Origin of the sequence: Streptomyces sp. ISL-96, assembly GCF_018614035.1 — a bacterium.
In the GTDB taxonomy this organism is placed as follows: Bacteria; Actinomycetota; Actinomycetes; order Streptomycetales; family Streptomycetaceae; genus Streptomyces.
Map to the genome: position 1 here is coordinate 177,027 of NZ_JAGGPA010000006.1, position 22,049 is coordinate 199,075.

19 protein-coding genes, 1 tRNA gene and 1 pseudogene are annotated in these 22,049 nt (G+C 68.8%); 8 read left to right on the plus strand and 13 right to left on the minus strand.

Going from position 1 to position 22,049, the window contains the following annotated elements; translation table 11 throughout:
- The first annotated feature begins 34 nt into the window (after positions 1-34).
- Together J7E96_RS04755 and J7E96_RS04760 are read left to right on the plus strand one after the other, a co-directional pair.
- Positions 35-709: a Crp/Fnr family transcriptional regulator gene (locus J7E96_RS04755; RefSeq protein WP_123460131.1), complete on the plus strand. Its 675-nt coding sequence runs from the start codon at positions 35-37 to the stop codon at positions 707-709.
- A 137-nt stretch (positions 710-846) separates the two neighbouring features.
- Positions 847-1,392, plus strand: coding sequence for a Uma2 family endonuclease (locus tag J7E96_RS04760; RefSeq protein WP_215127749.1), 546 nt, complete (start codon positions 847-849; stop codon positions 1,390-1,392).
- Here J7E96_RS04760 and J7E96_RS04765 read toward each other — a convergent pair whose 3' ends face one another.
- From J7E96_RS04765 to J7E96_RS04780, 4 genes are all read right to left on the minus strand, one after another.
- The gene (locus J7E96_RS04765) at positions 1,393-2,223 is read right to left on the minus strand and encodes an MBL fold metallo-hydrolase (RefSeq protein ID WP_215127751.1); all 831 of its coding nucleotides are present in this window, start codon (positions 2,221-2,223) and stop codon (positions 1,393-1,395) included. It abuts the gene before it with no gap.
- Entirely contained in the window at positions 2,220-3,089 is an 870-nt protein-coding gene (locus J7E96_RS04770) for an NUDIX domain-containing protein (RefSeq protein WP_215127754.1), read from the minus strand. Before J7E96_RS04770 ends, J7E96_RS04765 begins: the two co-directional genes overlap by 4 nt.
- Positions 3,090-3,157: 68 nt before the next feature.
- The gene (locus J7E96_RS04775; protein ID WP_215127756.1) at positions 3,158-3,628 is read right to left on the minus strand and encodes a RidA family protein; all 471 of its coding nucleotides are present in this window, start codon (positions 3,626-3,628) and stop codon (positions 3,158-3,160) included.
- Positions 3,625-3,786 (minus strand): DUF4177 domain-containing protein, encoded by a 162-nt coding sequence (locus J7E96_RS04780; protein WP_019355547.1) that lies wholly within the window; start codon positions 3,784-3,786, stop codon positions 3,625-3,627. The genes J7E96_RS04775 and J7E96_RS04780 overlap by 4 nt, the downstream gene beginning before the upstream one ends.
- A 70-nt stretch (positions 3,787-3,856) precedes the next feature.
- On the opposite strand from J7E96_RS04780, the gene J7E96_RS04785 reads away from it, so the two are divergent.
- The gene (locus tag J7E96_RS04785; RefSeq protein ID WP_215127758.1) at positions 3,857-4,846 is read left to right on the plus strand and encodes an ArsA-related P-loop ATPase; all 990 of its coding nucleotides are present in this window, start codon (positions 3,857-3,859) and stop codon (positions 4,844-4,846) included.
- A gap of 29 nt (positions 4,847-4,875) precedes the next feature.
- On the plus strand, positions 4,876-6,186 hold the full coding sequence (locus tag J7E96_RS04790) for an ArsA family ATPase (RefSeq protein WP_251069436.1): 1,311 nt from the start codon (positions 4,876-4,878) through the stop codon (positions 6,184-6,186).
- Between the two features lie 36 nt (positions 6,187-6,222).
- On the opposite strand, the gene J7E96_RS04795 is transcribed toward J7E96_RS04790, so the two are convergent.
- Together J7E96_RS04795 and J7E96_RS04800 are read right to left on the minus strand one after the other, a co-directional pair.
- The gene (locus J7E96_RS04795; RefSeq protein ID WP_215127762.1) at positions 6,223-6,564 is read right to left on the minus strand and encodes a WhiB family transcriptional regulator; all 342 of its coding nucleotides are present in this window, start codon (positions 6,562-6,564) and stop codon (positions 6,223-6,225) included.
- 443 nt (positions 6,565-7,007) lie between these two features.
- The gene (locus J7E96_RS04800) at positions 7,008-7,325 is read right to left on the minus strand and encodes a hypothetical protein (RefSeq protein WP_215127764.1); all 318 of its coding nucleotides are present in this window, start codon (positions 7,323-7,325) and stop codon (positions 7,008-7,010) included.
- A 141-nt stretch (positions 7,326-7,466) separates the two neighbouring features.
- Here J7E96_RS04800 and J7E96_RS04805 point away from each other — a divergent pair, with 141 nt between their 5' ends.
- Positions 7,467-9,734, plus strand: a complete 2,268-nt coding sequence (locus J7E96_RS04805) for a transglycosylase domain-containing protein (RefSeq protein ID WP_215127766.1) — start codon at positions 7,467-7,469, stop codon at positions 9,732-9,734.
- 93 nt (positions 9,735-9,827) lie between these two features.
- Here the strand turns inward: J7E96_RS04805 and J7E96_RS04810 are convergent, their stop codons facing one another.
- Positions 9,828-10,292 (minus strand): GatB/YqeY domain-containing protein, encoded by a 465-nt coding sequence (locus tag J7E96_RS04810; protein ID WP_215127768.1) that lies wholly within the window; start codon positions 10,290-10,292, stop codon positions 9,828-9,830.
- A gap of 76 nt (positions 10,293-10,368) precedes the next feature.
- Here J7E96_RS04810 and J7E96_RS04815 point away from each other — a divergent pair, with 76 nt between their 5' ends.
- The 3 genes from J7E96_RS04815 to J7E96_RS04825 all read left to right on the plus strand — a co-directional run bounded on the left by J7E96_RS04815 (position 10,369) and on the right by J7E96_RS04825 (position 16,101).
- Entirely contained in the window at positions 10,369-11,319 is a 951-nt protein-coding gene (locus J7E96_RS04815; protein ID WP_215127770.1) for a metallophosphoesterase, read from the plus strand.
- 86 nt (positions 11,320-11,405) lie between these two features.
- Positions 11,406-11,479, plus strand: a tRNA-Pro gene (locus tag J7E96_RS04820).
- Between the two features lie 614 nt (positions 11,480-12,093).
- Positions 12,094-16,101, plus strand: coding sequence for a WD40 repeat domain-containing protein (locus tag J7E96_RS04825; protein ID WP_215127772.1), 4,008 nt, complete (start codon positions 12,094-12,096; stop codon positions 16,099-16,101).
- A gap of 467 nt (positions 16,102-16,568) precedes the next feature.
- Here J7E96_RS04825 and J7E96_RS04830 read toward each other — a convergent pair.
- The 6 genes and pseudogenes from J7E96_RS04830 to J7E96_RS04855 all read right to left on the minus strand — a co-directional run.
- A pseudogene (locus J7E96_RS04830) lies at positions 16,569-17,441 on the minus strand (LacI family DNA-binding transcriptional regulator); the annotation flags it as partial.
- A gap of 102 nt (positions 17,442-17,543) precedes the next feature.
- A complete protein-coding gene (locus J7E96_RS04835) occupies positions 17,544-17,801 on the minus strand; it encodes a hypothetical protein (RefSeq protein ID WP_215127776.1) in 258 nt (85 codons plus the stop codon).
- A gap of 142 nt (positions 17,802-17,943) precedes the next feature.
- Positions 17,944-20,142: a cell division protein FtsK gene (locus tag J7E96_RS04840; protein WP_215127778.1), complete on the minus strand. Its 2,199-nt coding sequence runs from the start codon at positions 20,140-20,142 to the stop codon at positions 17,944-17,946.
- Between the two features lie 101 nt (positions 20,143-20,243).
- The gene (locus J7E96_RS04845; RefSeq protein WP_215127780.1) at positions 20,244-21,191 is read right to left on the minus strand and encodes a DUF2637 domain-containing protein; all 948 of its coding nucleotides are present in this window, start codon (positions 21,189-21,191) and stop codon (positions 20,244-20,246) included.
- The gene (locus J7E96_RS04850; protein WP_215127782.1) at positions 21,188-21,502 is read right to left on the minus strand and encodes a hypothetical protein; all 315 of its coding nucleotides are present in this window, start codon (positions 21,500-21,502) and stop codon (positions 21,188-21,190) included. Before J7E96_RS04850 ends, J7E96_RS04845 begins: the two co-directional genes overlap by 4 nt.
- Before the next feature lie 100 nt (positions 21,503-21,602).
- Complete coding sequence (locus J7E96_RS04855; RefSeq protein WP_215127784.1) at positions 21,603-21,935, minus strand: hypothetical protein; 333 nt, start codon at positions 21,933-21,935, stop codon at positions 21,603-21,605.
- Between the last annotated feature and the right edge of the window lie 114 nt (positions 21,936-22,049).

Sequence of the window (22,049 nt, forward strand, 5' to 3'; positions counted from 1 at the left end):
TCCCGTGATGAGCAGGTCGACAAGGAGAGAACTCGTGGACGACGTTCTGCGGCGCGCCCCGCTCTTCGCGGCGCTCGATGACGAGCAGGCCGCGGAGCTCCGCGCCTCAATGAGTGAGGTGACGCTCGCTCGCGGCGACGCCCTCTTCCACGAGGGCGACCCGGGCGACCGCCTGTACGTGGTGACGGAGGGCAAGGTGAAGCTCCACCGCACCTCCCCCGACGGCCGCGAGAACATGCTGGCCGTACTCGGCCCCGGCGAGCTGATCGGTGAGCTGTCGCTCTTCGACCCGGGCCCGCGCACCGCGACCGCAACCGCCCTGACGGAGGTCAAGCTGCTCGGCCTCGGCCACGGCGACCTCCAGCCCTGGCTGAACGTCCGCCCGGAGGTGGCCACGGCCCTCCTCCGTGCCGTCGCCCGCCGGCTGCGCAAGACCAACGACCAGATGTCCGACCTGGTCTTCTCCGACGTGCCGGGGCGTGTCGCCCGCGCGCTCCTCGACCTGTCGCGCCGCTTCGGTGTGCAGTCCGAGGAGGGCATCCACGTCGTGCACGATCTGACGCAGGAAGAGCTGGCCCAGCTGGTCGGCGCGTCCCGCGAGACGGTCAACAAGGCCCTCGCGGACTTCGCGGGCCGCGGCTGGCTGCGCCTGGAGGCGCGGGCCGTGATCCTGCTGGACGTGGAGCGCCTGGCGAAGCGCTCGCGCTAGTACGAGCCTGTACGACGCCGGAAGGGCCGCCCCTGGTGGGGGCGGCCCTTCCGGCGTTCCGGGCCTCACTGTCAGTGCCGGCGGCTACGCTGCGAACACGTCCAGTGACCGGTGTTGCTGACAGCGAGGAGGCAGCTATGACCGTCATGGCCGACGTACTGCGGGACAAAGCCGATCGGATCGCCAGGGAACACGAAGGCTGCAAGGTCGAGATCGTGGGTGCCCGCCTCGTGATGAGTCTGCGAAACAGCGTGCAGAGCTGGACAGTCTTCGACGTGCAGAACGCTGTCGCTGCCGCGGGAATCAGCGATGAGCGCATCCTGTCCGATGTGCTCATCGAGTTCCCTGACGGCCCGGACCGCGTGCCGGACGTGACGATCCTGGCGGAGGGGGCAAAGGATCCGTACACAGACGAGGACATACTGGCCGCCGTCGAAATCGTCCCCACCCAGGACGACGCCAACGACACCCGAATCAAGGTCCGCCAGTACGCCCGCCACGGCGTACCGGCCTGCTTGATCATCGACCCCTTTCGGGGCGAGTGCACCCTGCTCACCCGTCCCGCTGGGAACGACTACGCGGCGCGTGAGTCCTTCACGTACGGCGAGACCGTCACCCTGCGCCTGGCGGGCGGGGCGGCGGTCCCCATCCCCACCCACCGATTCAAGCGCAGGGAGGACTGATCAGATCAGGCCGTGCTCCCGCAGATAATCCAGCTGCGCCCGCACCGACAGCTCGGCCGCAGGCCACAGTGACCGGTCCACGTCCGCGTACACGTGGGCGACGATCTCCGACGCGCTGACGTACCCGTTCTCGACGGCCGTCTCAACCTGCGCCAGCCGGTTCGCCCGGTGGGTCAGGTAGTACTCGACCACGCCCTGCGCGTCCTCCAGCACGGGCCCGTGCCCCGGCAGCACGGTGCGCACCCCGTCGTCGACCGCCAGGGAACGCAGCCGCCGCAGCGAGTCCAGGTAGTCGCCGAGCCGCCCGTCCGGATGCGCCACGACCGTCGTGCCGCGCCCCAGCACGGTGTCCCCCGTCAATACGGACCGGTCGGCGGGCAGGTGGAAGCAGAGCGAGTCGGCGGTGTGCCCCGGCGTCGGCACCACGCGCATCTCCAGGCCCCCGGTGGTGATGACGTCCCCCGCCGCGAGCCCTTCGTCCCCGAGCCGCAGCGCGGGGTCCAGGGCCCGTACGGACGTACGCGTCAGTTCGGCGAACCTCGCCGCGCCCTCCGCGTGGTCGGGGTGGCCGTGCGTGAGGAGGGTCAGCGCGACGCGCTTGCCCGCCTTCTCCGCGGTGTCGATCACCGTCCGCAGGTGTACGTCGTCGAGCGGCCCCGGGTCGATGACGACCGCCAGCTCCGAGTCCGGCTCCGAGACGATCCAGGTGTTGGTGCCGTCCAGGGTCATCGCAGAGGCGTTCGGGGCGAGGACGTTGACGGCACGAGCGGTGGCGGGCCCGGAGAGCACCCCGCCGCGGGGCTGTCCGGGAAGCGCGGCGGCGTCAGTCATGCGGTGCCTCCTGTGCTCTGGATCCGCTTCGTGAATTCATCGTGGCCCGGCCAGCTCAGAACCACCTCGTCGCCGACCAGCCGCGCCTGCGCCAGCACCGGCGTCATGTCCTGCCGCGCCGCGCCCGCGAGGGCCTCGGCGGCGGTGGCGTACGGCTGGAGCGTACGCAGCGTCGAGATCGTCGGCGGCATCATCAGCAGCTCGCCCTTGTCGTAGCCCGCCGCCGCCTCCGCCGGGCTGATCCACACCGTGCGGTCCGCCTCCGTCGAGGCGTTACGGGTCCGCTGGCCGGCCGGCAGCGCGGCGACGAAGAACCACGTGTCGTACCGCTTCGGCTCGAACTCGGGGGTGATCCAGCGCGCCCACGCGCCCAGCAGGTCCGAGCGCAGCACCAGGGACCGGCGCTGCAGGAAGTCCGCGAAGGACAACTCGCGGGCCACCAGCGCCCGGCGGTCCGCCTCCCAGTCGTCACCCGTGGTGTCGCTGACCACGGTGTCGGCCGTCGGGCCCGCGAGGAGCACACCCGCCTCCTCGTACGTCTCGCGCACCGCGGCGCACACAATGGCCTGCGCCGACGCGCGGTCCACCCCGAGGCGAACAGCCCAGTCGTCCAACGACGGGCCCGCCCAATCCACCTGGTGGTCGTCGTCGCGGGGGTCCACTCCCCCGCCCGGGTACGCGTACGCGCCTCCGGCGAAGGCCATGGAGGCGCGTCTGCGCAGCATGTGGACGGCGGGCCCGCCGGCCGTGTCCCGCAGGAGCATGACGGTGGCGGCCCGCTTGGGGGGCGCGGCGGTGAGTTCACCATTGGCGAGGGCGCGGATCCGGTCCGGCCACTCGGGCGGGTACCACTGACCATTGGACATGGCCGGAGGCTATCCGCTCCCGGTTGGATGTTCGAGAGCACCGGGGTCAGGGGGCCGCGACCCGGTCGTCACGCCGAAGCGAGCTCGACCTGAATCTCGATCTCGACCGGCGCGTCGAGCGGCAGCACAGCCACTCCCACCGCGCTGCGCGCGTGCACACCCTTGTCGCCGAGCACCGCGCCCAGCAGCTCGCTCGCGCCGTTGATCACGGCCGGCTGGCCGGTGAAGTCGGCTGCCGAGGCGACAAATCCGACAACCTTCACGACACGCGCGATGCGGTCGAGGTCACCGGTGACCGACTTGACGGCCGCCAGGGCGTTCAGCGCGCACGTACGCGCCAGGTTCTTCGCCTCTTCCGGCGTGACCTCCGCGCCGACCTTGCCGGTGCACGGAAGCTTGCCCTCCACCATCGGGAGCTGGCCCGCGGTGTAGACGTACACGCCCGACTGCACGGCCGGCTGGTACGCGGCGATCGGCGGCACGACCTCAGGCAGCGTCAGGCCGAGCTCGGCGAGCTTCGCCTCGACAACACTGGTCATGCCTGCTTCTCCCGCTTCAGGTAGGCCACCAGCTGCTCGGGGTTGTTGGGCCCGGGCACGACCTGGACGAGCTCCCAGCCGTCCTCGCCCCAGGTGTCCAGAATCTGCTTGGTCGCGTGCACGAGAAGGGGCACGGTCGAGTATTCCCACTTGGTCATACGCCGACTGTAGTGCCTGCCACAGACACCTCCTGCGTAGCCCGGGCACCGACTGGTTAGGCTCAAAGACGTGAGCAGGCTCCAGGTCGTCAGCGGCAAAGGCGGTACCGGAAAGACCACGGTGGCCGCGGCACTCGCGCTCGCCCTCGCGACGGAGGGCAAACGCGCCCTCCTCGTGGAGGTAGAGGGCAGGCAGGGGATCGCGCAGCTCTTCGAGACGGAAGCACTTCCGTACGAGGAGCGGAAGATCGCGGTCGCACCGGGCGGCGGGGAGGTGTACGCCCTCGCGATAGACGCCGAACGCGCGCTTCTCGACTACCTCCAGATGTTCTACAAGCTCGGAGGAGCCGGCCGGGCGCTCAAGAAGCTCGGCGCGATCGACTTCGCGACCACCATCGCGCCGGGTCTCAGAGACGTGCTGCTGACCGGCAAGGCGTGCGAGGCGGTGCGCCGCCGGGACAAGCAGAACCGTTACGCGTACGACTACGTCGTGATGGACGCGCCGCCCACGGGCCGGATCACGCGCTTCCTGAACGTGAACGACGAGGTGGCGGGCCTGGCCAAGTTCGGCCCGATACACAATCAGGCGCAGGCGGTGATGCGCGTACTCAAGTCACCGGAGACGGCCGTCCACTTGGTGACGCTGCTGGAAGAAATGCCCGTACAGGAGACCGCCGACGGCATCGCCGAGCTGCGTGCCGCCGAGCTGCCCGTCGGCAACGTCATCGTGAACATGGTCCGCCCGCACCTTCTCGACGAGGACGCCCTGCGCACCGCCGCCGGCGAGCAGCGCACCGCCGTCGCCAAGGCGCTCTCCCAGGCCGGACTGGGCGGGGCGCGCCGCGGCGGCCTCGCGGAGCGCCTGGTGGACCCGCTGCTCGAACAGGCCGCGGAGCACGCGCAGCGCGTCGAGCTGGAGCGCGAGCAGCGCGCCGTACTGACGGGGCTCGACCTGGCGACGTACGAACTGCCGCTGCTCGGCGAGGGCATGGACCTCGCCGGGCTCTACCGGCTGGCGAAGGAACTGCGGACCCGTATCGCCCCTGGGGGAACTTCATGACCATGGAGACCACGGAGAGCACGGAGGCCATGGAGAACACCGACGCCATCGACGCCATGGACCCGGTGCCCGCGCTCGACATCGACCCGCTGCTCGACGACCCGGCCACCCGCATCATCGTGTGCTGCGGCGCGGGCGGTGTAGGCAAGACGACGACCGCGGCGGCGCTGGGTGTACGGGCGGCCGAGCGCGGCCGGAAGGTCGTCGTTCTGACCATCGACCCGGCCCGCAGGCTCGCCCAGTCCATGGGCATCGACGAGCTCGACAACACCCCGCGCCGGGTGAAGGGCATAGACGAGACGGCCGGCGGCGAGCTGTCCGCGATGATGCTCGACATGAAGCGGACCTTCGACGAGATCGTCGAGGCGCACGCGGACGGCGAGCGGGCCCGCGCGATCCTGGAGAACCCCTTCTACCAGTCCCTGTCGGCCGGTTTCGCGGGCACGCAGGAGTACATGGCGATGGAGAAGCTGGGCCAGCTGCGCGCCCACGACGAGTGGGACCTGATCGTCGTGGACACCCCGCCGAGCCGGTCCGCGCTGGACTTTCTCGACGCGCCGAAGCGACTCGGGTCGTTCCTGGACGGCAAGTTCATCCGGGTGCTGATGGCGCCGGCGAAGGTGGGCGGCCGGGCCGGGATGAAGTTCCTCAATGTCGGCATGTCGATGATGACGGGCACCCTGAGCAAGCTGATGGGGGGCCAGCTGCTGCGCGACGTGCAGACATTCGTGGCCGCCATGGACACCATGTTCGGCGGCTTCCGCTCGCGCGCGGATGCGACGTACCGGCTGCTCCAGGCGCCCGGTACGGCGTTCCTTGTGGTCGCCGCACCGGAGCGGGACGCCCTGCGCGAGGCCGCGTACTTCGTCGAGCGGCTGGCGGCGGAGGAGATGCCGTTCGCCGGACTCGTACTCAACCGGGTGCACGGCAGCGGCGCCCCTCAGCTCTCGGCCGAGCGGGCACTTGCCGCCGCAGAAAATCTTGACGAGGGTCGCATTGTGGATCAGGAGGCCGGGAAGGCTGGAGTTCGTGACTCCTCGGCACCCTCTCCCGAAACCGAATCCACACCGGGCCCCGCCTCCGAGAGCCAGAGCCACGGCCACAACCAGTCCCACACCGTCGAGCAGTTGACCGCGGGCCTGCTGCGCCTGCATGCCGAACGCATGCACGTACTCGCGCGTGAACAGCGAACGCGCGACCGCTTCACCGCACTCCACCCCGAGGTGGCGGTGGTCCAAGTAGCCGCCCTGCCGGGTGATGTGCACGACCTCACAGGGCTTCGGGCCATCGCTGACCGGCTCGCCGCGAGTGATGCCGCCGAGCCTGTCGAGTCCGCCTAGCCGGGTGACCTCGCCCGGCCGGACCAACCCACCGGACTAACTGACAGCGGCGAACTCGATGTACGCCCCGGTCTCGTCGTCCTCGGGCAAAATGCCCGTGCTGCGCTCGTACTCAGTACGAGCGGTCTCAAGGAGCCGGCGCCAGGAGGTGACGGTGGGGCGCCTGCGCAGAAGTGCGCGCCGCTCCCGCTCCGTCATGCCGCCCCACACGCCGAACTCGACGCGGTTGTCCAACGCGTCGGCCAGGCACTCGGTCCGCACCGGACATCCGGTGCACACCGCCTTGGCCCTGTTCTGCGCTGCTCCTTGTACGAACAGTTCGTCCGGATCGGTAGTGCGGCAGGCTGCCTGCGCACTCCAGTCGGTTACCCAGCCCATACCGGCGCCGTCCTCTCCCGAATCGAGGCTCCCCCACGGCGGCAGCGGCATATTCACCGCTGCCAGTTGAGGACGTTACGGAAGGTGGGCACAGCGCAACACCCCCTTCGGGCCCAATCTTGAATGGCCCGAACGGACTATGCGTAAGCGACAGATCACCCGACGGAGTGAGGCGAGGGCATACGTAACCAACCCGGCGAAGCAGGGCAGTTCGGGTGGATCACAACGGAAATCCGGTGACGCATGAGGCTGATTCGGACATGCCTCTGCCAGATTTCGGAACTGCCGGGAGGTGACGCAGGTGATGCCGGGGAGGTCAGTGAGGCCGGTGACGCCAGGGGGCTTGATGCGAAACCGCACTGCTGTGACAGTTGGGAGCAGCTTAGGCCAAGGCATATACGCGTGTCCGGCGAATAAGAACGTAGCCACGACACCTCACGGTGTCAGGCCGTCAAGTCTCCCGGGAGGAGGCCACCGTCCACAGCTCTCCTCCAGAGCCTGTCGAGCCATTCGCTGGAGTCGGGAGCCGGCTTGGTGGTGAGCACGGGGTCGGGTCCGGTCTCGATGATGTGAAGCAGCGACCAAGCGACGCCGTAACAGTCGTCCGGACCGAAGCATGCGACCAACGCCCGGGCCTCCTCCGCCGTGACCGGCCGGGAGATCGCCTCGAGCTGCTGGACTCGTCTGCCGATCTCCTCTTCACTCCCGTCCTCATCGGGGAGTGGGCCCTCTGCGACGAACGCCTGCACTTCGGGTCTCATCCTCGAATGATCACCTACTTTCCGTCCTCGCTCGGGCGCCTCATCGGTCCGGCTGCCTGTAGATGTCACGGCTTGGTACCCGAACATCCCGAGAAGCACCCGCTCATCAGAACGCCGTCAACAACGGATTAGGCTGCCCCCATGCCAAAGAAGCGCTCGGGCGGGGGTCTCACCGGGACCCAGCAGGCCGCCAAATTCCTCGGTGTCGCCGCGCTCTCCGGATGCGTCCTGGCGGGCATCGCACTGCCGGCAGCCGGAGCGCTGGGCCTCGCGGCCAAGGGAACTGTCGAGGGATTCGACGAAATCCCCGCGAACCTCAAGACGCCGCCGCTGAGCCAGCGCACCACCATCCTCGACGCGCAGGGCGGTTCGATCGCCACGGTCTACTCGCGTGACCGCACCGTCGTGGACCTGAAGGACATCTCCCCGTACATGCAGAAGGCGATCGTCGCGATCGAGGACGCGCGCTTCTACGATCACGGGGCGATCGACCTCAAGGGTGTGCTGCGCGCCGTCAACCGCAACGCCCAGACGGGCGGCGTCTCGCAGGGTGCGTCGACCCTCACACAGCAGTACGTCAAGAACGTCTTCGTCGAGGAGGCCGGTGACGACCCCACCAAGGTCGCCCAGGCCACCCAGCAGACGCTCGGCCGCAAGGTGCGCGAACTCAAGTACGCCATCCAGGTCGAGGAAGAGCTGGGCAAGAAGAAGATCCTTGAGAACTACCTCAACATCACCTTCTTCGGGCAGCAGGCGTACGGCATCGAGTCCGCGTCCAAGCGCTACTTCAGCAAGTCGGCCAAGGACCTCAAGCTGGAGGAGGCCGCGCTGCTGGCCGGCATCGTGCAGTCGCCGAGCCGCTACGACCCGGTCAATGACTCCGAAGAGGCGACCAAGCGGCGCAACACCGTGCTCCAGCGCATGGCCGACATCCGCGACGTCTCCCAGGCCGAGGCGGACCGGGCAAAGGCGACGCCGATCAAGCTGAATGTCAGCAGGCCGAAGAACGGCTGCATCACCGCCGTCAGCGGCGCGGGCTTCTTCTGCGACTACGTGCGCGAGGTCTTCCTGTCCGACCCGGTCTTCGGGAAGACGAAGGAGGCCCGCGCCAAGGTCTGGAACCAGGGCGGCCTGAAGATCCGTACGACGCTGGACCCGCAGGCACAGCAGTCGGTGCAGGCGTCGATCAAGGACCACGTCTACCAGTCCGACAAGATCGCGACGGCGGTCACGCTCGTCGAGCCCGGCAGCGGCAAGGTCATCGGGATGGGCCAGTCCAGGCCGTACGGCTTCAAGAGCAACGAGACGACGATCAACTTCTCCGCCAACAAGAACATGGGCGGATCGGCGTACGGCTTCCCGACCGGCTCGACCTTCAAACCGTTCGTGGCGGCCGCGGCCATAGAACAGGGCATTCCGGCGACGAAGACCTACTCGGCGCCGTACGACATGCCGTACCCGAGCCCCGTGCAGACCTGCGACAAGCCGTGGGTCAACACCGGGGACACGGTCGAGAACGAGAACGAGCAGGAGGTCGGCCCGTACGCCATGAAGGAGGCCATGGCGAAGTCGGTCAACACCTACTTCGTGCAGATGATCTCCGAGATCGGCATCTGCCCGGTGACGCAGATGGCGAGCAAGCTCGGCGTCATCCAGGCCGACGGGCAGAAGCTGAAGGAAGTGCCCGCGATCTCGCTGGGTACGGAGGGCATGTCGCCGCTGACGATGGCGAACGCGTACGCGACCTTCGCCAACCGCGGCACGTACTGCACGCCGGTCTTCATCGAGTCGGTCGTGACCGCGCAGGGCAAGGACCTCCCGGTGCCCAGGTCGACCTGCTCGCGGGCGATGTCCGAGAAGACGGCCGACACGATCAACACCCTGCTCAAGGGTGTGGTCGACTCCGGTACGGGTCAGCAGGCGGGGCTCACCAGTCGCGACAACGCCGGTAAGACGGGTACGACGGACGGGCGCCACAACGCCTGGTTCGTCGGGTACACGCCGAACCTGGCCGGTGCGGTCTGGGTCGGCGCGGCCGGCGCCAAGCAGGTCCCGATGGAGAACATCACCATCGGCGGCGTCTACCACGACAAGGTCTTCGGCGGTCAGGTCCCGGGGCCGATCTGGAAGGACGCGATGAGCGGCGCGCTGGACGGCAAGCCGGCGCCTGGCTTCAACACCGTCCACATCCCGAATCCCGACAAGGACAAGGGCGACCGGGACAGGGGCCGGGACCGGGACCGGGGCGACGAGGACGAGGGTGACCCCGACGACGGCAAGCCCGGCGACGGCGGCAACGGCGGTGGCGGCGACCCCTGGCCCGACATCTCGATCCCGCCGGACCTGATCGGCGGCGGTCACGGCAACGGCAACGGCAACGGCGGTGGGCGCGGCGGGAACGGGCCGTAGGGCGCGTTACGGGTCAGACACGACAACTGGGGGGCGCCCGGTGGATTTCCACCGGACGCCCCCCAGCCGTACTCATCTACTTACATCTCCTGCTCAGCCGGCCAGGAGCTTCTTCACCGAGGCGGCCACGCGGCCGCCCTCGGCCCGTCCCGCCACCTTCGGGTTCACGATCTTCATGACGGCGCCCATCGCGCGCGGCCCCTCGGCGCCCGCGGCCTTCGCCTCTTCCACGGCCTGCCCGACGATGGCGTTCAGCTCGTCGTCGCTCAGCTGCTGTGGCAGGTACGCGTCGAGGATCTTGCCCTCCGCCAGCTCGCGCTCGGCCGACTCGGTCCGGCCGCCCTGGGTGAAGGCCTCGGCGGCCTCGCGGCGCTTCTTCGCCTCCTTGGCGATCACCTTCTGCACCTCGTCGTCGGAGAGCTCGCGCGCCGTCTTGCCGCCGACCTCCTCCTTGGTGATCGCGGTGAGGGTGAGCCGGAGCGTGGACGAGGTCAGCTCGTCGCGCGCCCTGATGGCGGCGGTGAGGTCTTCCTTGAGCTTGGACTTGAGCGTGGTCATGGGGCAAGTGTGGCAGGTACGCACCCGCTTGCGCCCGCCGATTTCGCGGGCAGGGGCCGTCTGCGACCATGGGCGTATGCGCGCACGTTACGGGGTACCCCTGAAAGTCACCGCAGGAATCACGGCTGTTGGCGCGGTCGGCGTTGCCTACGCCGCCGGCTTCGAGGCCCGTTCGTTCCGCCTCCGGCGCGTCACCGTGCCCGTACTCCCACCGGGTGCCCGGCCCCTGCGCGTACTCCAGGTCTCGGACATCCACATGGTGTGCGGGCAGCGCAAGAAACAGCGCTGGCTCCAGTCGCTGGCCGGCCTGCGCCCCGACTTCGTCGTCAATACGGGCGACAACCTCTCCGACACGGACGGTGTACCGGAGGTGCTGGACGCGCTCGGCCCGCTGATGGAGTTCCCGGGCGTCTACGTCTTCGGCTCGAACGACTACTACGGCCCCAAGCTCCGCAACCCCGCCCGCTACCTGCTCGAAAAGACCCAGGGCAAGTACGGCCTCAACGGAAACCCGCCGGCCGTCGGCGCCGTACACAACCCGTGGGAGCAGCTGCGCGACGGCTTCGACGCGGCGGGCTGGGTGAACCTCACCAATACGCGGGGCCGGCTCAAGCTGGGCGGCCTGGACGACCTCGAAATCGCCTTCACCGGCGTCGACGACCCGCACATCAAGCGGGACCGGTACGCCGAGGTCGCGGGCGGCCCGGACCCGTCGGCCGACTTCTCCATCGGCGTCGTCCACGCCCCGTACCTGCGCACGCTCGACGCCTTCACCTCCGACGGCTACCCGCTGGTACTGGCCGGCCACACGCACGGCGGCCAGCTCCGCGTCCCCTTCTACGGGGCGCTCGTCACGAACTGCGACATCGACACGGACCGGGCCAGGGGCCTGTCGACCCACTCCGCCGACGGCCGCCGCTCGTACCTCCACGTCTCAGCAGGCTGCGGCACCAACCGCTACACCCCGGTCCGCTTCGCCTGCCCTCCTGAGGCGACCCTGCTGACGCTGACCCCCCGCACCCGCTGACCACGCACGGGTCCGCGAAAACCGGATTTCGCCTCCGGCCCCGAGTCCGCTAAAGTAATCGATGTCGCCGCGACGCGCGCGACAATCGGGGTGTAGCGCAGCTTGGCAGCGCGCTTCGTTCGGGACGAAGAGGTCGTGGGTTCAAATCCCGCCACCCCGACAGCTGAAACACCAGGTCAGGCCCGGTTTCCGGAAACGGAAACCGGGCCTGCTGCGTTCTCCGAGGCGTCCTCGGGAGTGAGCGGGGAGTGGATCATGGAGATCTCAATCCCGGGGAGTGGCGAAGAAGTCCGGCTGCGGAGTGCACGGGGCGCCGCCAGAGCCACGGCGGCCCCATCCCATGTCAGAAGCGCGCAGAACTGCAGCCGTGAGCAATCTGGGTTCGCTGCCCGTGCCGGACAGCCACGTACCGGCCTGGACGCCCTTCACCGCCCGCGTCTTTCGGTACCGGTCCCTCCCCTCGTGGGGACCGGTACCAAAAGACGCGGGCGGTGTCGATCCGCGCCGCATCGGCGTATCGGCGCGTGTCGTGGACCGTCTCGTCACTCGGGCGGAAACCAGCCGAGAACAATGGGCGTCATGAGTCGCCTCTCCCCGAGCACCGAGCTGGTGGCCTGCTCTAACGCTGCGCGGTTAGTTCGCTACTGCGTCGCGATCCTGCCAGCTTCACCTTTTGCCGAGGAGGGCCCAGCCTCATCCGGATCACTTAGCCGCAGGTCAGCCATATAAAGTGCGTTTTCCGGTCCGGATATCCAGGTGCGGCGGAAGTAAGGGGTGGAGACCTTGAGTGCCGACTCAGGGCCACGCACAGCCTTCGCGGAACGTCTCGCGCTGCTGTACAGAGAGGCCGGTAATCCTCCCCTCAAGCGCGTGGCCGAGGCGGTCGCCCGACTTCAGCGGGTCGACGAACGAGGGCGGCCCGTGCGGGTGTCCGCACAGCGGATCAGCGACTGGCGACGGGCAAAGAACGCGCCCGCGCAGTTCGCCGCCCTCGCAGCGGTGCTGCGCGTCCTGATCCCCGACGCGCGGCGCCTACGGCCCGTGCCGGTATCCACGGGCCTGTATGACCTGGCCCAGTGGCAGCTCCTATGGGAGCGCGCCGTAGCCGACTCGGTCAGCGACCGCGCCGCGACATCTGAGGAAGACGAGGAAGGACATCCGGACGAAGTCTCGATCGTCCCTGGGGTGTGCCCTTATCGGGGACTGGCTTCGTATCGTCAGCAAGACGCCCATTGGTTCTTCGGCCGAGAGCGGAGCACAGATGCCCTCGTTGCCCAGCTCCGCGCAGCGGAGATGACGGGTGGCTTGGTCATGCTCGTGGGCGCCTCGGGGGCGGGTAAGTCCTCCCTGCTGAACGCCGGTTTGGTGCCCGCATTGCAGAACGGCGCACTGGACGACGAGAACAGCCAGGCAGGCAAGGTACTGCAGCTCGTACCTGGAGGTGATCCTCTCGCGGAGCTGACCCGCCGGATTCCTGAGCTCGCCCGTGTGATCTCTGCTGCGGCGCAACCGGCGGCGGAGGAGCCCGGCACACCGCAGTTCGCTCACGCGGTGCGGGAGTCCGTCACGGCGTGGGCGCAGCGCGAGACATCCTCCGCCGCCCGTCCGGTCGTCATCGTGGATCAGTTCGAGGAGGCGTTCACCCTCTGCTCCGACGAGGCGAACACGCGCACTTTCATCCAGCTCCTCCACGCTGCGTGCTCGCCCACCGACGCCGATGGCCCAGCCCCCGTGCTCGTAGTCCTCGGCATACGCGCCGACTTCTACGAGCAGTGCCTCAGGTATCCCGAACTGGCCGACGCGCTGCAGCACCGACACATGGTGCTCGGGCCGCTGACCACCACGGAGTTGCGCGACGCGGTGACCGGCCCGGCCAAGGCCGCCGGCCTGGAGCTCGAACCAGGCCTTGCGGAGTTGATCGTCCAGGAAGTGAGCACTGGCGGACCCCGCGGTGCGCACGACGCGGGAGTGTTGCCGCTCCTCTCCCACGCCCTGCTCGCCACCTGGCAGCGGCGGAAGACGGGAAAGCTGACGCTGTCCGGCTACCGCGCGGCGGGCGGAATCCAGGGGGCAGTGGCAGCGACCGCCGAGCGTGCATGGTCCGGCCTTGACCCAACAGCCCGCACGGCCGCGAGACTTCTCCTCCTCAGGCTGGTCCGGCTGGGCGAAGACACCCCGGCCACCCGTAGGCGGGGGACGCGACGCCAGCTGGCGGAGGAGTCGACTGACCCCGACAAGACGGAGGAATCGCTCGAAGCCCTGGTCCGCGCCCGGTTGGTGACACTCGGCGCGGAGACCGTGGAGATCACGCATGAAGCGCTGCTTTACGCCTGGCCACGGCTGCGCGCCTGGATCGACGAGGACAGGAACGACAACCTGCTGCGCCAGCGGTTGGAGGAGGACGGCAGGGCCTGGGAGGACTCCGACCGCGATACGTCACTGCTGTACCGGGGCTCCCGTCTGGAGCAGGCCCGTACCTGGGCAAAATCGGCTGGTGACACCTTTCTGACCCGGGGCGCCGTGGAATTCCTGGCTGCTTCGGCCAGGCTGCGTAAGCGCACAGTCTGGATCAGCCGCAGTGCGGTGGCGGCCCTGGTCGTCCTAGCGATGCTGGCTGTCGGTGCTGCGGTGGTCGCGTGGCAGCAGCGGGACGATGCGTTGTTCGAGCAAGTGGTCGCCGAAGCCGATCGCGCCCACTACACGGATCCATCGATGTCCGCTCAACTCAGCCTGGTGGCACACCGCTTGCGACCGGACGACGAGGACACGAAGAATCGGTTGGTCTCGATAGTGAACGCGCCCCTGGCCACGCCGCTTCTTGGTCACACCGGCGCCGTCTACCTCACCTCATTCAGCCCGAACGGACGGATCCTGGCCACCGCCAGCTACGACCGGACCGTTCGGCTGTGGGACGTGAAAGACCCGACTCGCCCCAAACGCCTGGGCAAACCCCTCACTGGTCACACGAGTTGGGTGAGCAGCGCGGTCTTCAGCCCCGACGGCAGCACCCTCGCCACCGCTTCGGACGACGGCACGATCCGGCTGTGGAACGTTCGGGATCCCAGCCACCCACGTCCGTTGGGCTCGCCCGTGACCGGCCATGGAGGCGCCATCTATCTCGTCGCCTTCAGTCCGGACGGACGCACTCTGGCCTCCGCCAGTGAGGACCACACCGTTCGCCTGTGGAACGTGGACGACCCGAGCCGGCCGAAGGCGCTCGGTGCGTTGACCGGCCACACCGCCGCCGTGCGCTCCGTGGCCTTCAGCCCCGACGGCCGCACGCTGGCGGCCGGTGGTGACAACGGCACAATCAGGCTGTGGGACACGACCGACCCACGACATCCGAAGCCGATCGACAAGGTGCTGACCGGCCACACGAGCACGGTGCACTCCGTGGCCTTCAACCCCGACGGCCGCACTCTCGCCAGTGGCGGCTCGGACGAGACCATCCGGCTCTGGAACGTGACCGCCCCGCGCCACACGAAACCGCTCGGCGCACCGCTAACCGGCCACACCGGCCCCGTGTGGTCCGTGGCCTTCAACCCCGACGGAACCATGCTCGCGGCCGCCAGCGCAGACAGCACGGCGAGGCTGTGGAATGTCAGTGATCCGGCCCATCCATCTCAGGTCGGCGAGCCTCTCGCAGGCAGTAGCGGTGAGATGTACGCCCTCGGCTTCAGCCCCGATGGGCGAACGCTCGCCACCGGAAGCGGCGACAACAAAGTCCGACTGTGGTCGATACCCACGTCGGACATGATCGGCCGAATCGGAGCGTTCCGCCCTGATGGGAAGGTGCTCGCCACGGCCGCGCGCGACGACAAGGTTCGGCTGTGGAGCGTGGAGCGCCCCACCCGGCCCGTATCACTGAGCAAGCCGTTCATGCCTGGGAAGGGGGACGTGCGTTCGCTGGTGTTCTCTCCCGACGGCCACACGCTCGCGGTACTGACGGCAAACCGCGCAGTGCAGCTGTGGGACGTCACCGACCCGACTCGCCCCGCCCCCTACGGGCCGTCCGTCGAACTGCGGACACGATTCGCGGCCGCGCTCGCCTTCAGCCCGGACGGGCGCACGCTGGCCACCGCCTACACCGAGCGCACCATTCAACTGTGGGACGTCAGCGCCCCGTCCCGCCCCCTTCCGCTCGGCGCACCGCTCGCCGGCCACAAGGGCTACGTCAACTCCCTCGTCTTCAGCACGGATGGACGAGCTCTCGCCAGTGGCAGCGCGGACAACACCATCCGGCTCTGGAACGTGACCAACCCACGTCATGCCACCCGACTCGGCACGCCTCTAACGGGGCACCTCGGTCCCATCAACACACTCGCCTACAGCCCGGATGGCCGGACATTGGCCAGCGGCAGCGACGACGGCACGGTCCGGATCTGGAACGTATCCGACCCCCTCAAGGCTGCCCGGTTGGGCTCTCCCCTCACGGGCCACACCGACGCGATCGTGTCGCTGACGTTCAGCTGGGACGGCCGCACCCTGGCAAGTGGCGGCAACGACAACACAGTCCGGATCTGGGACGTCGCCCAACCCTCCAGGACCGCTCCCATCGGGCAATCGATGAGCCCCAACGCCAAGACAGGCAATTTCTTGTCGTTCAGTCCGCAAAGCCACATGCTCGGAGTGTCAAGCGGCACCGATACCGTCCGGCTGTGGAACCTGGACACCGACGAGGCAATTCGTCACATTTGCTTGACCACTCGGGGTGTTTTGACGCCGGAAAGATGGCGCGAATATCTACCCCGTCTCTCGTACGCACCTCCGTGCGACGAGTAACGGGGACGAGGCTCAGCCAATGGCGTGTTCCCGAGAGTCTGGCGGGATTCCTCCGGTTGGCTCTGCAGCATCCCTTGACCCGGCACTTCGCTCCCTGCGGACCGCGTCACGTGATCTCGATCACAACCGCCCATTTCGGCCGGGAAGTCGACTCCCGCCGCACAAGTAGCGTTGTTACTGTTGGCTGCAGCCCGATCGCTGGTGCATCCCCCGTCGCCAGCGGTCGGGCGCTTCCGTGATCCCGCCGTCCGGTGGTTGCCGTGGGCTCACCCAAAACAGGGCATCAAATTGCAAGGTTCTTTCGATACGGCGGAGCAGGTAGCCCGGATTAAGGCAATAGACCTCTTCTCCTCACCTGACATCGCAATAACGCAGAAAAGGCCCGGTCCGCTTGTTAGTGGACCGGGCCTGATTACTGCTCGGGTAACTGATCTGGAGCTTCAAGACATTCTGACTGCGGGAGGATGCTACCGATCAGCTCTGAGCAGCCTCTCAAGCGCAGCAACCGGCGAGCACGGAGACATCGCAGCGCGTGCGGCCAGCGCTGCCTCCCACTGCTCGGTCAGGCCCTCCATGAGGCGCCGCCGCATGCCCGGTGTGATGTGCGTGTACCGAGCTTGGACGGAGCCGTCCTCGTGGCCCAGGCGCTCGTCCATGAGCTTTGGTGGGGTGCCGAGGTCTTCCATCACCGTCTTGTGCGTGTGACGGAGGCCATGGGGGGTGAGGCCCTTGGCGATCGGGAGCCAGCACGTATCCGCTCGGCCGGAGGCGTTCCGGCCTCGGGCAGGCACGCCGGGCCACTGGTCAGCCACCGGATGGGCCTCGTACGGAGCCTTCTTCGGGTACCAGCCGGTGGCCGCCGGCTGGAAGAGCCACGTGGCGAAACCCGTACGCCGCCAGTGCGCTGCGGTCTCGCCCTGGACACCGCCACGGATGTAGCCGAGCTCCGCGATGGCCATCTCGACCTTGATCCGCGTCCCCTCGGCCACCGCCGCCGGGCGGTTGAGGACGTTGGACACGGTGCCGGTGGAGACACCGGCCCGGCGAGCGACGTCGACCAGCTTGGTGCCGGTCCGCCGGGCGGAGTCGTTCACCTCACCGTGTCCGCGGAACACGTACGTGCGTCCGTGGCAGACGCACGGCTTCGGCTTGGTCCGGGCGATGTGTCCCAGGTAGAGGCCAGACAGCCACTCGGGCGAGTCGATGTCCCGATACGAGTCGTCCTTGGGCGGGCAGTGATGGAGCTCCCCCGAGTCGAGCTCGTAGAGCTGCCACTCGACCCGGACCTTTTCGGGTCGAGCGAACTCCTTCTCCAGGCCGACGACCTCGGCCCACCGGACGGGACGGCGTCGGTTCGGCGGCGGGGCACGAGGTGACCGCGAAGCCGAGCACAAGACCGAGCAGGGCGAGGTGCAGGAGCCGGCGCACGGCTACCTCCTGGGTCAGCGGGTGGTGGCCTCGCGGTGGAGCCGGGAGGCGAGGTTGTAGAGACGGCGGCCGACGCGGACGCGCTGTCCGTAGCCCTCACAACGGCGGCAGTCTCGACCGCGCTTGAGTCGACCGCTGAAGCGGGAGACGCGGACCTTGGCGCCCCAGCCCTTGCACTTGCGGCAGGCGCCGAGGGGGCTCGCCGCGCACAGAGCGGCGTAGCTGAGAGTGATGAGCAGGAGAACGGTCACGAGATCGAACCACGTGGGCATGGAAACCCCTCTCAGGGCAGGATTCAGGGGTTGCACGACGGGCGGCGCTAGGCACTAGTTCGCAGGTCAACGGCCCGATCGGCCGCTAGCAGGGGTGCTAGACCTAGCGGGGTGGCCCGCTAGGTCCAGCGGCGTTTCGCGGTTATGCCGCGGCGGCTCCGCCCTCACGTTCGGCGACCGCCTTGAGGAGATCGGCGCGCTTGATGCCGCGCCGGTTCGCGCTCTTGCCGTCCTCGGTCGTGCCCCACACCTGACCGGTGCGGACGCCGCACGGCTTGAGCGCGAGGGTGAGTTGTTCGGGTGTCCACTCGCCGTACACGCCGGGCCGCAGCTCGGCGAGGGCGGCGACGGCGACCTCGTTCCAGACCTTCTGGGTGCCGTCCGGGACTGCGGCGAGGAGGTCGGCGAGGAGGTCGTACGAGACGGCCGGATCGGTTTCCGGCTGCTCGCCTGCGGCGTGCCCCGCAAGCCTTCCGGCGCGCTCGCGGAGCGCCCGGGCTCGAAGGGCGATGGTGTCGGCCAACACAGCGTCGACCAGCGCGGCACGTACGATCCGGGCGTCCGCGCCTTCGCCGAGGAAGTAGCAGACGCCCTTCTCGGCCCAGGCGAACAGGGTGGCCCGCACCCCGCGCTTGTAGGCGCCGGTGCCGAGGACCATGTCGTTCTCGACCTGGCCCATGACCTTCAGGCACCAGCGGGCGGAGGCGTTCGCGCTGATGGCCTTCGGGATGCTGTCCTTGTCCGGTCGCTGGGTGGCAAGCAACAGCACGATGCCCGTGGCAGGCCCGCGCTTGACCAGGTCGACGCAGATCTCCTCGAACTCCGCGCCGTGCTTGTCGTGCTCGAACCACACCTGACATTCGTCCACGCCGATCACGATCGGATGGAGCCCGAGCGACCTCTTGGACGCCAGCTCGGTCGTGACCTTGGACTCGGGGCAGATGTCCCGGGGGAGCGACCTGATCACCTTGGCGCGCCGCCGCATCTCCTCCCGAAGTTCCCGGAGGTCCGCGATGGCGTACTCAATGTCCGCGTCTTCTTCGCCGGCGCGGTGCCGGTACGCGACGCGGTCGCCGACCGCGTCCAGGTCGCCGGTGCCCTTCAGGTCGTACGTGTGCAGCTCCGCCCGCACATCGAGCGCGGCGATGAGGAGGAGCAGGCGGAGCAGGAAGGTCTTGCCCATCCGGGGGATGGCACCGATGACGCCGGCGATGAACATCAGCGTGATGTCGATCCATCGCCCGCGCTGGTCGGTTCCCCATCCGACAGGCTGGAAGAGGTCCACGGTTCCCGACTCGGCGAGCGGCCAGGGGGCGGGTCGAGTCTTCGACAGATCCTCGTCGCCGACCCAGAGGCGAAGATGCCCCGTGTGTTCGTCCGCCACCGCCTCCGGCCAGACGCAGCCGAGGGGGCGCCGCAGACCCGAGGCCAGCCGCTCGCGGCGGTCGGCGACGTCGGTCACCGTGACGCCGTACGGGAGGTCCCCCTCGGCGAGCCAGCCCGGCCCGTCGCGGGTGATGGGGGCGGTGAAGGTGAAGCCCGGGCCAGCCTTGGACTGGTCCTGGTTGATCGCGTGGATGCCCAGGGATCCCAGCGCCCGGAGGACGATGTCGCTCGTGAGCTTGGTCGCCTTCGGGATCTCCACGGCTCGGTTGATGACCGGAGCGTCGGCCGACTGTCCCAGTCGCCCCAACGTCATGATGACGACCGAGGTAGCCAGGGTCAGCAGCCAGGCAGGAGCCAGGACGTAGAGCGCCAGGGCGACCGTCGGACCGACAATGCCGGCCACGATCGAGACCAGCGTGCGCCAGCGGACCCGGCGGTCCCGCTGTCGGGAGAGCTTGAGGTAGTCGCCGACGTCCTCACGGCTCGCGGCATCCTGTCGCAGCGGCTCCCCCTCCGCGTCCGACACCCAGCGCATCGACTCGCCGAGGAATCGAGCGGCCCCGCGCGGTGCCTGCACCGTAAGACGGAGCGCGTACCAGGGAGTTCGTACGGCGTGATAGGAGGCGACGTGCCAGGCGTAGGCCGCTACGCCCCTCCCCGCGGTCTTGAACTCGCCCCACGACCGCGCCCACGCGGGAATGACCGGACGCCGCTTCGAGCCGCGAACCCTGTCCATGAGGCCGGGGCCCGACGGCCCTCCGGGTCGGTCCACCATGATCGCGTCGGTCGGGTCGGCCGACTCGTCCGGTCTGGCGGGTGCCGACCCAGTCGGGCGGCTATTGCCCGACTCTTCCTCTGCCGGGGTGGGTGCCGACTCCAAGGGGTCGGCGTCGATCTCCTTCTCCAGTCGCGCAAACAGTTCGCGCTCGTGAGCGTCGCCGCTCTCGTGGTTCACTGACGGTCCTTCCGGTTGGTCGGGAGGGTGAAGCCGGGCCCGGCCCTACCCGCCAAAGCAGCGGCCGGGCCCAGCAAGAGAGGTGGTTCAGTCCGCCGACTTCAGACACCGGCGGGATCAGGCAGCATCTGTGCCTCGCGATCGGCTTTGAGGACGTCCCGCAGTTGGCGGGAGCGGTCCTGGCTACAGCCCACGGCCTTGCGGATGCGCTCGGCGTCCAGATGCTCGTACGCCCAATCGGCCGTCACGTCACGGGCCTTGGTAAGCGCTTCGTCCCAGCTCAATCGGGGAGCGCTCTTGTCCCGCGCAGTCCGGCGCCGAGTCCGCGGCTTCGGACTCTCGGGGCCAGCCTCTTCGTTGTCCCTGTCCTCGTCGGTCGGCGGGTCGACCTCGGGGTCGAGTTCGCCCATCCTGAGCAGGACGAGGTCACGGCGGGGCGCCTTCCAGCGCCACCAGCGCCCGAACCGCTCACGCAGCTCAGCGCGTGCCAGCAGACGCCGCTTCTCCTCCCGCAGAGCCTCCCGGTAGTCAGTCAGCTCCCAGAGCACCATGCGGCGCCAGAGGGCGAGCGTCGCTCGGGGCGCGAAGAGCCAGCGGGAACGGCGGATGCGTTCCATCCGTCGGCCGGTGACCGCGCCGATCCTCACCGCGTATCCACGGGCCACGATCTCGCTGAGAACGACCCACAACAGCGGCATGGTCCCGTGGGCGATCCGGGCCGAAGTGGAGGCGCCGGCCGCGATGTTCAGCCAGCAGGTGACCAGCGTCAGCGCCCACGGCACGACCCGCACCCAGGCCATCGGCATGCCGAGCCTGATCAGCAGGAGGTTGGCCGCGGTGAAGACGGGGATGGCGAAGTCGATGCCGATCGGCAGCATCCAGGGCTCCGCGAATCCCCATCGTTCTGCCGCCGCCGAGACGGAGCTGAACGAGGAGGCCAGTCCGAGGCCGCCGACTGCGACGCCGGCCGGAGCGACCGTGCCGAGAAGGACCCTCTCGCTCCTGGTGAGCGGGGGCGGTGTCGCGGTGAGCGGGTTCAACGCGTTCACGCGGCCTTCCTCGACCACGGCGCCCGCGCCGTCACGGCTCGGTTCTTCAGCGGCACCGCACGCATCAGCTGCTCGGCGTAGAGCGCGTTGAGCATCGCGACCTCGTCGGCCTCGCTCAGCTCCCGCAGCTCCTCCAGTACGTCACCGGCGGCCGCGAGCCGTACCGCGCGCTGCTCGTCGGTCTCACCCGGTACGCCGAGGAAGAGCTGGCGGAAATCCTCGGGCATCGGGACGTCGAACTCGAACCCGTAGGCCAGTTCGGTGAATTCAGTGGCGTTCGCGGCCTCCTGGCCGCCAACGTACGTACGCATCGGTCTCTCCTGGGTCCTGGATGGGATGGGAGAGCCGAACGACGGTGGGCATCGTTGGCCCGTCGACCACCGCCGCCGGCTGGGATGTGCGAGGAGGCCGTCAGACGCGGAAGCGCCGCGGACCGGTCAGGCGCAGCCACGACTGGAAGGTGAGCTTGACCGCCGTGTAGGAGCCGAGGCCCGTCAGGAAGGCCAGCGGCCATTCGACGCCCGATTCATGAGCGGACTGCCAGCCGGTAGCGGCGGCGGCAACGGCCACGAGAAGGGCGATCACGAGCCTGACCGTCCGCGCGGTGGTCGGCGGCCGGCTGTAGCGGGCCACGAGGTCCAGGTCGTAGGGCGCGGTGAGCCGCACCCCTCCGCCCGAGAGCTGGAGAGCGACGAGGTTGCCCTCCGCGTTGGTGGCGAGTCCGGCCACGGTGGCAAGAGCCATGTCGCCTCGGTCCCGGACGACATCGCCTATGGCGAGCTGGCATGGGTCCCCCTTCGGGAACAGAGAGAACCCGGAGGCGGAAACCCCGCCCCCGGGGTAGAGCGGGCGCCGTCG

What these genes read in the sequence shown, in the direction of transcription:
- J7E96_RS04805 (WP_215127766.1), top strand. Translation starts at nt 7,467, where the DNA reads ATGCCAAAGAAGCGCTCGGGCGGGGGTCTCACCGGGACCCAGCAGGCC.
- J7E96_RS04810 (WP_215127768.1), bottom strand. Translation starts at nt 10,292, where the DNA reads ATGACCACGCTCAAGTCCAAGCTCAAGGAAGACCTCACCGCCGCCATC.
- J7E96_RS04850 (WP_215127782.1), bottom strand. Translation starts at nt 21,502, where the DNA reads ATGCGTACGTACGTTGGCGGCCAGGAGGCCGCGAACGCCACTGAATTC.
- J7E96_RS04790 (WP_251069436.1), top strand. Translation starts at nt 4,876, where the DNA reads ATGGAGAACACCGACGCCATCGACGCCATGGACCCGGTGCCCGCGCTC.
- J7E96_RS04800 (WP_215127764.1), bottom strand. Translation starts at nt 7,325, where the DNA reads ATGAGACCCGAAGTGCAGGCGTTCGTCGCAGAGGGCCCACTCCCCGAT.
- J7E96_RS04770 (WP_215127754.1), bottom strand. Translation starts at nt 3,089, where the DNA reads ATGTCCAATGGTCAGTGGTACCCGCCCGAGTGGCCGGACCGGATCCGC.
- J7E96_RS04760 (WP_215127749.1), top strand. Translation starts at nt 847, where the DNA reads ATGACCGTCATGGCCGACGTACTGCGGGACAAAGCCGATCGGATCGCC.
- J7E96_RS04855 (WP_215127784.1), bottom strand. Translation starts at nt 21,935, where the DNA reads ATGGCTCTTGCCACCGTGGCCGGACTCGCCACCAACGCGGAGGGCAAC.
- J7E96_RS04815 (WP_215127770.1), top strand. Translation starts at nt 10,369, where the DNA reads ATGCGCGCACGTTACGGGGTACCCCTGAAAGTCACCGCAGGAATCACG.
- J7E96_RS04780 (WP_019355547.1), bottom strand. Translation starts at nt 3,786, where the DNA reads ATGACCAAGTGGGAATACTCGACCGTGCCCCTTCTCGTGCACGCGACC.
- J7E96_RS04775 (WP_215127756.1), bottom strand. Translation starts at nt 3,628, where the DNA reads ATGACCAGTGTTGTCGAGGCGAAGCTCGCCGAGCTCGGCCTGACGCTG.
- J7E96_RS04795 (WP_215127762.1), bottom strand. Translation starts at nt 6,564, where the DNA reads ATGGGCTGGGTAACCGACTGGAGTGCGCAGGCAGCCTGCCGCACTACC.
- J7E96_RS04835 (WP_215127776.1), bottom strand. Translation starts at nt 17,801, where the DNA reads ATGCCCACGTGGTTCGATCTCGTGACCGTTCTCCTGCTCATCACTCTC.
- J7E96_RS04765 (WP_215127751.1), bottom strand. Translation starts at nt 2,223, where the DNA reads ATGACTGACGCCGCCGCGCTTCCCGGACAGCCCCGCGGCGGGGTGCTC.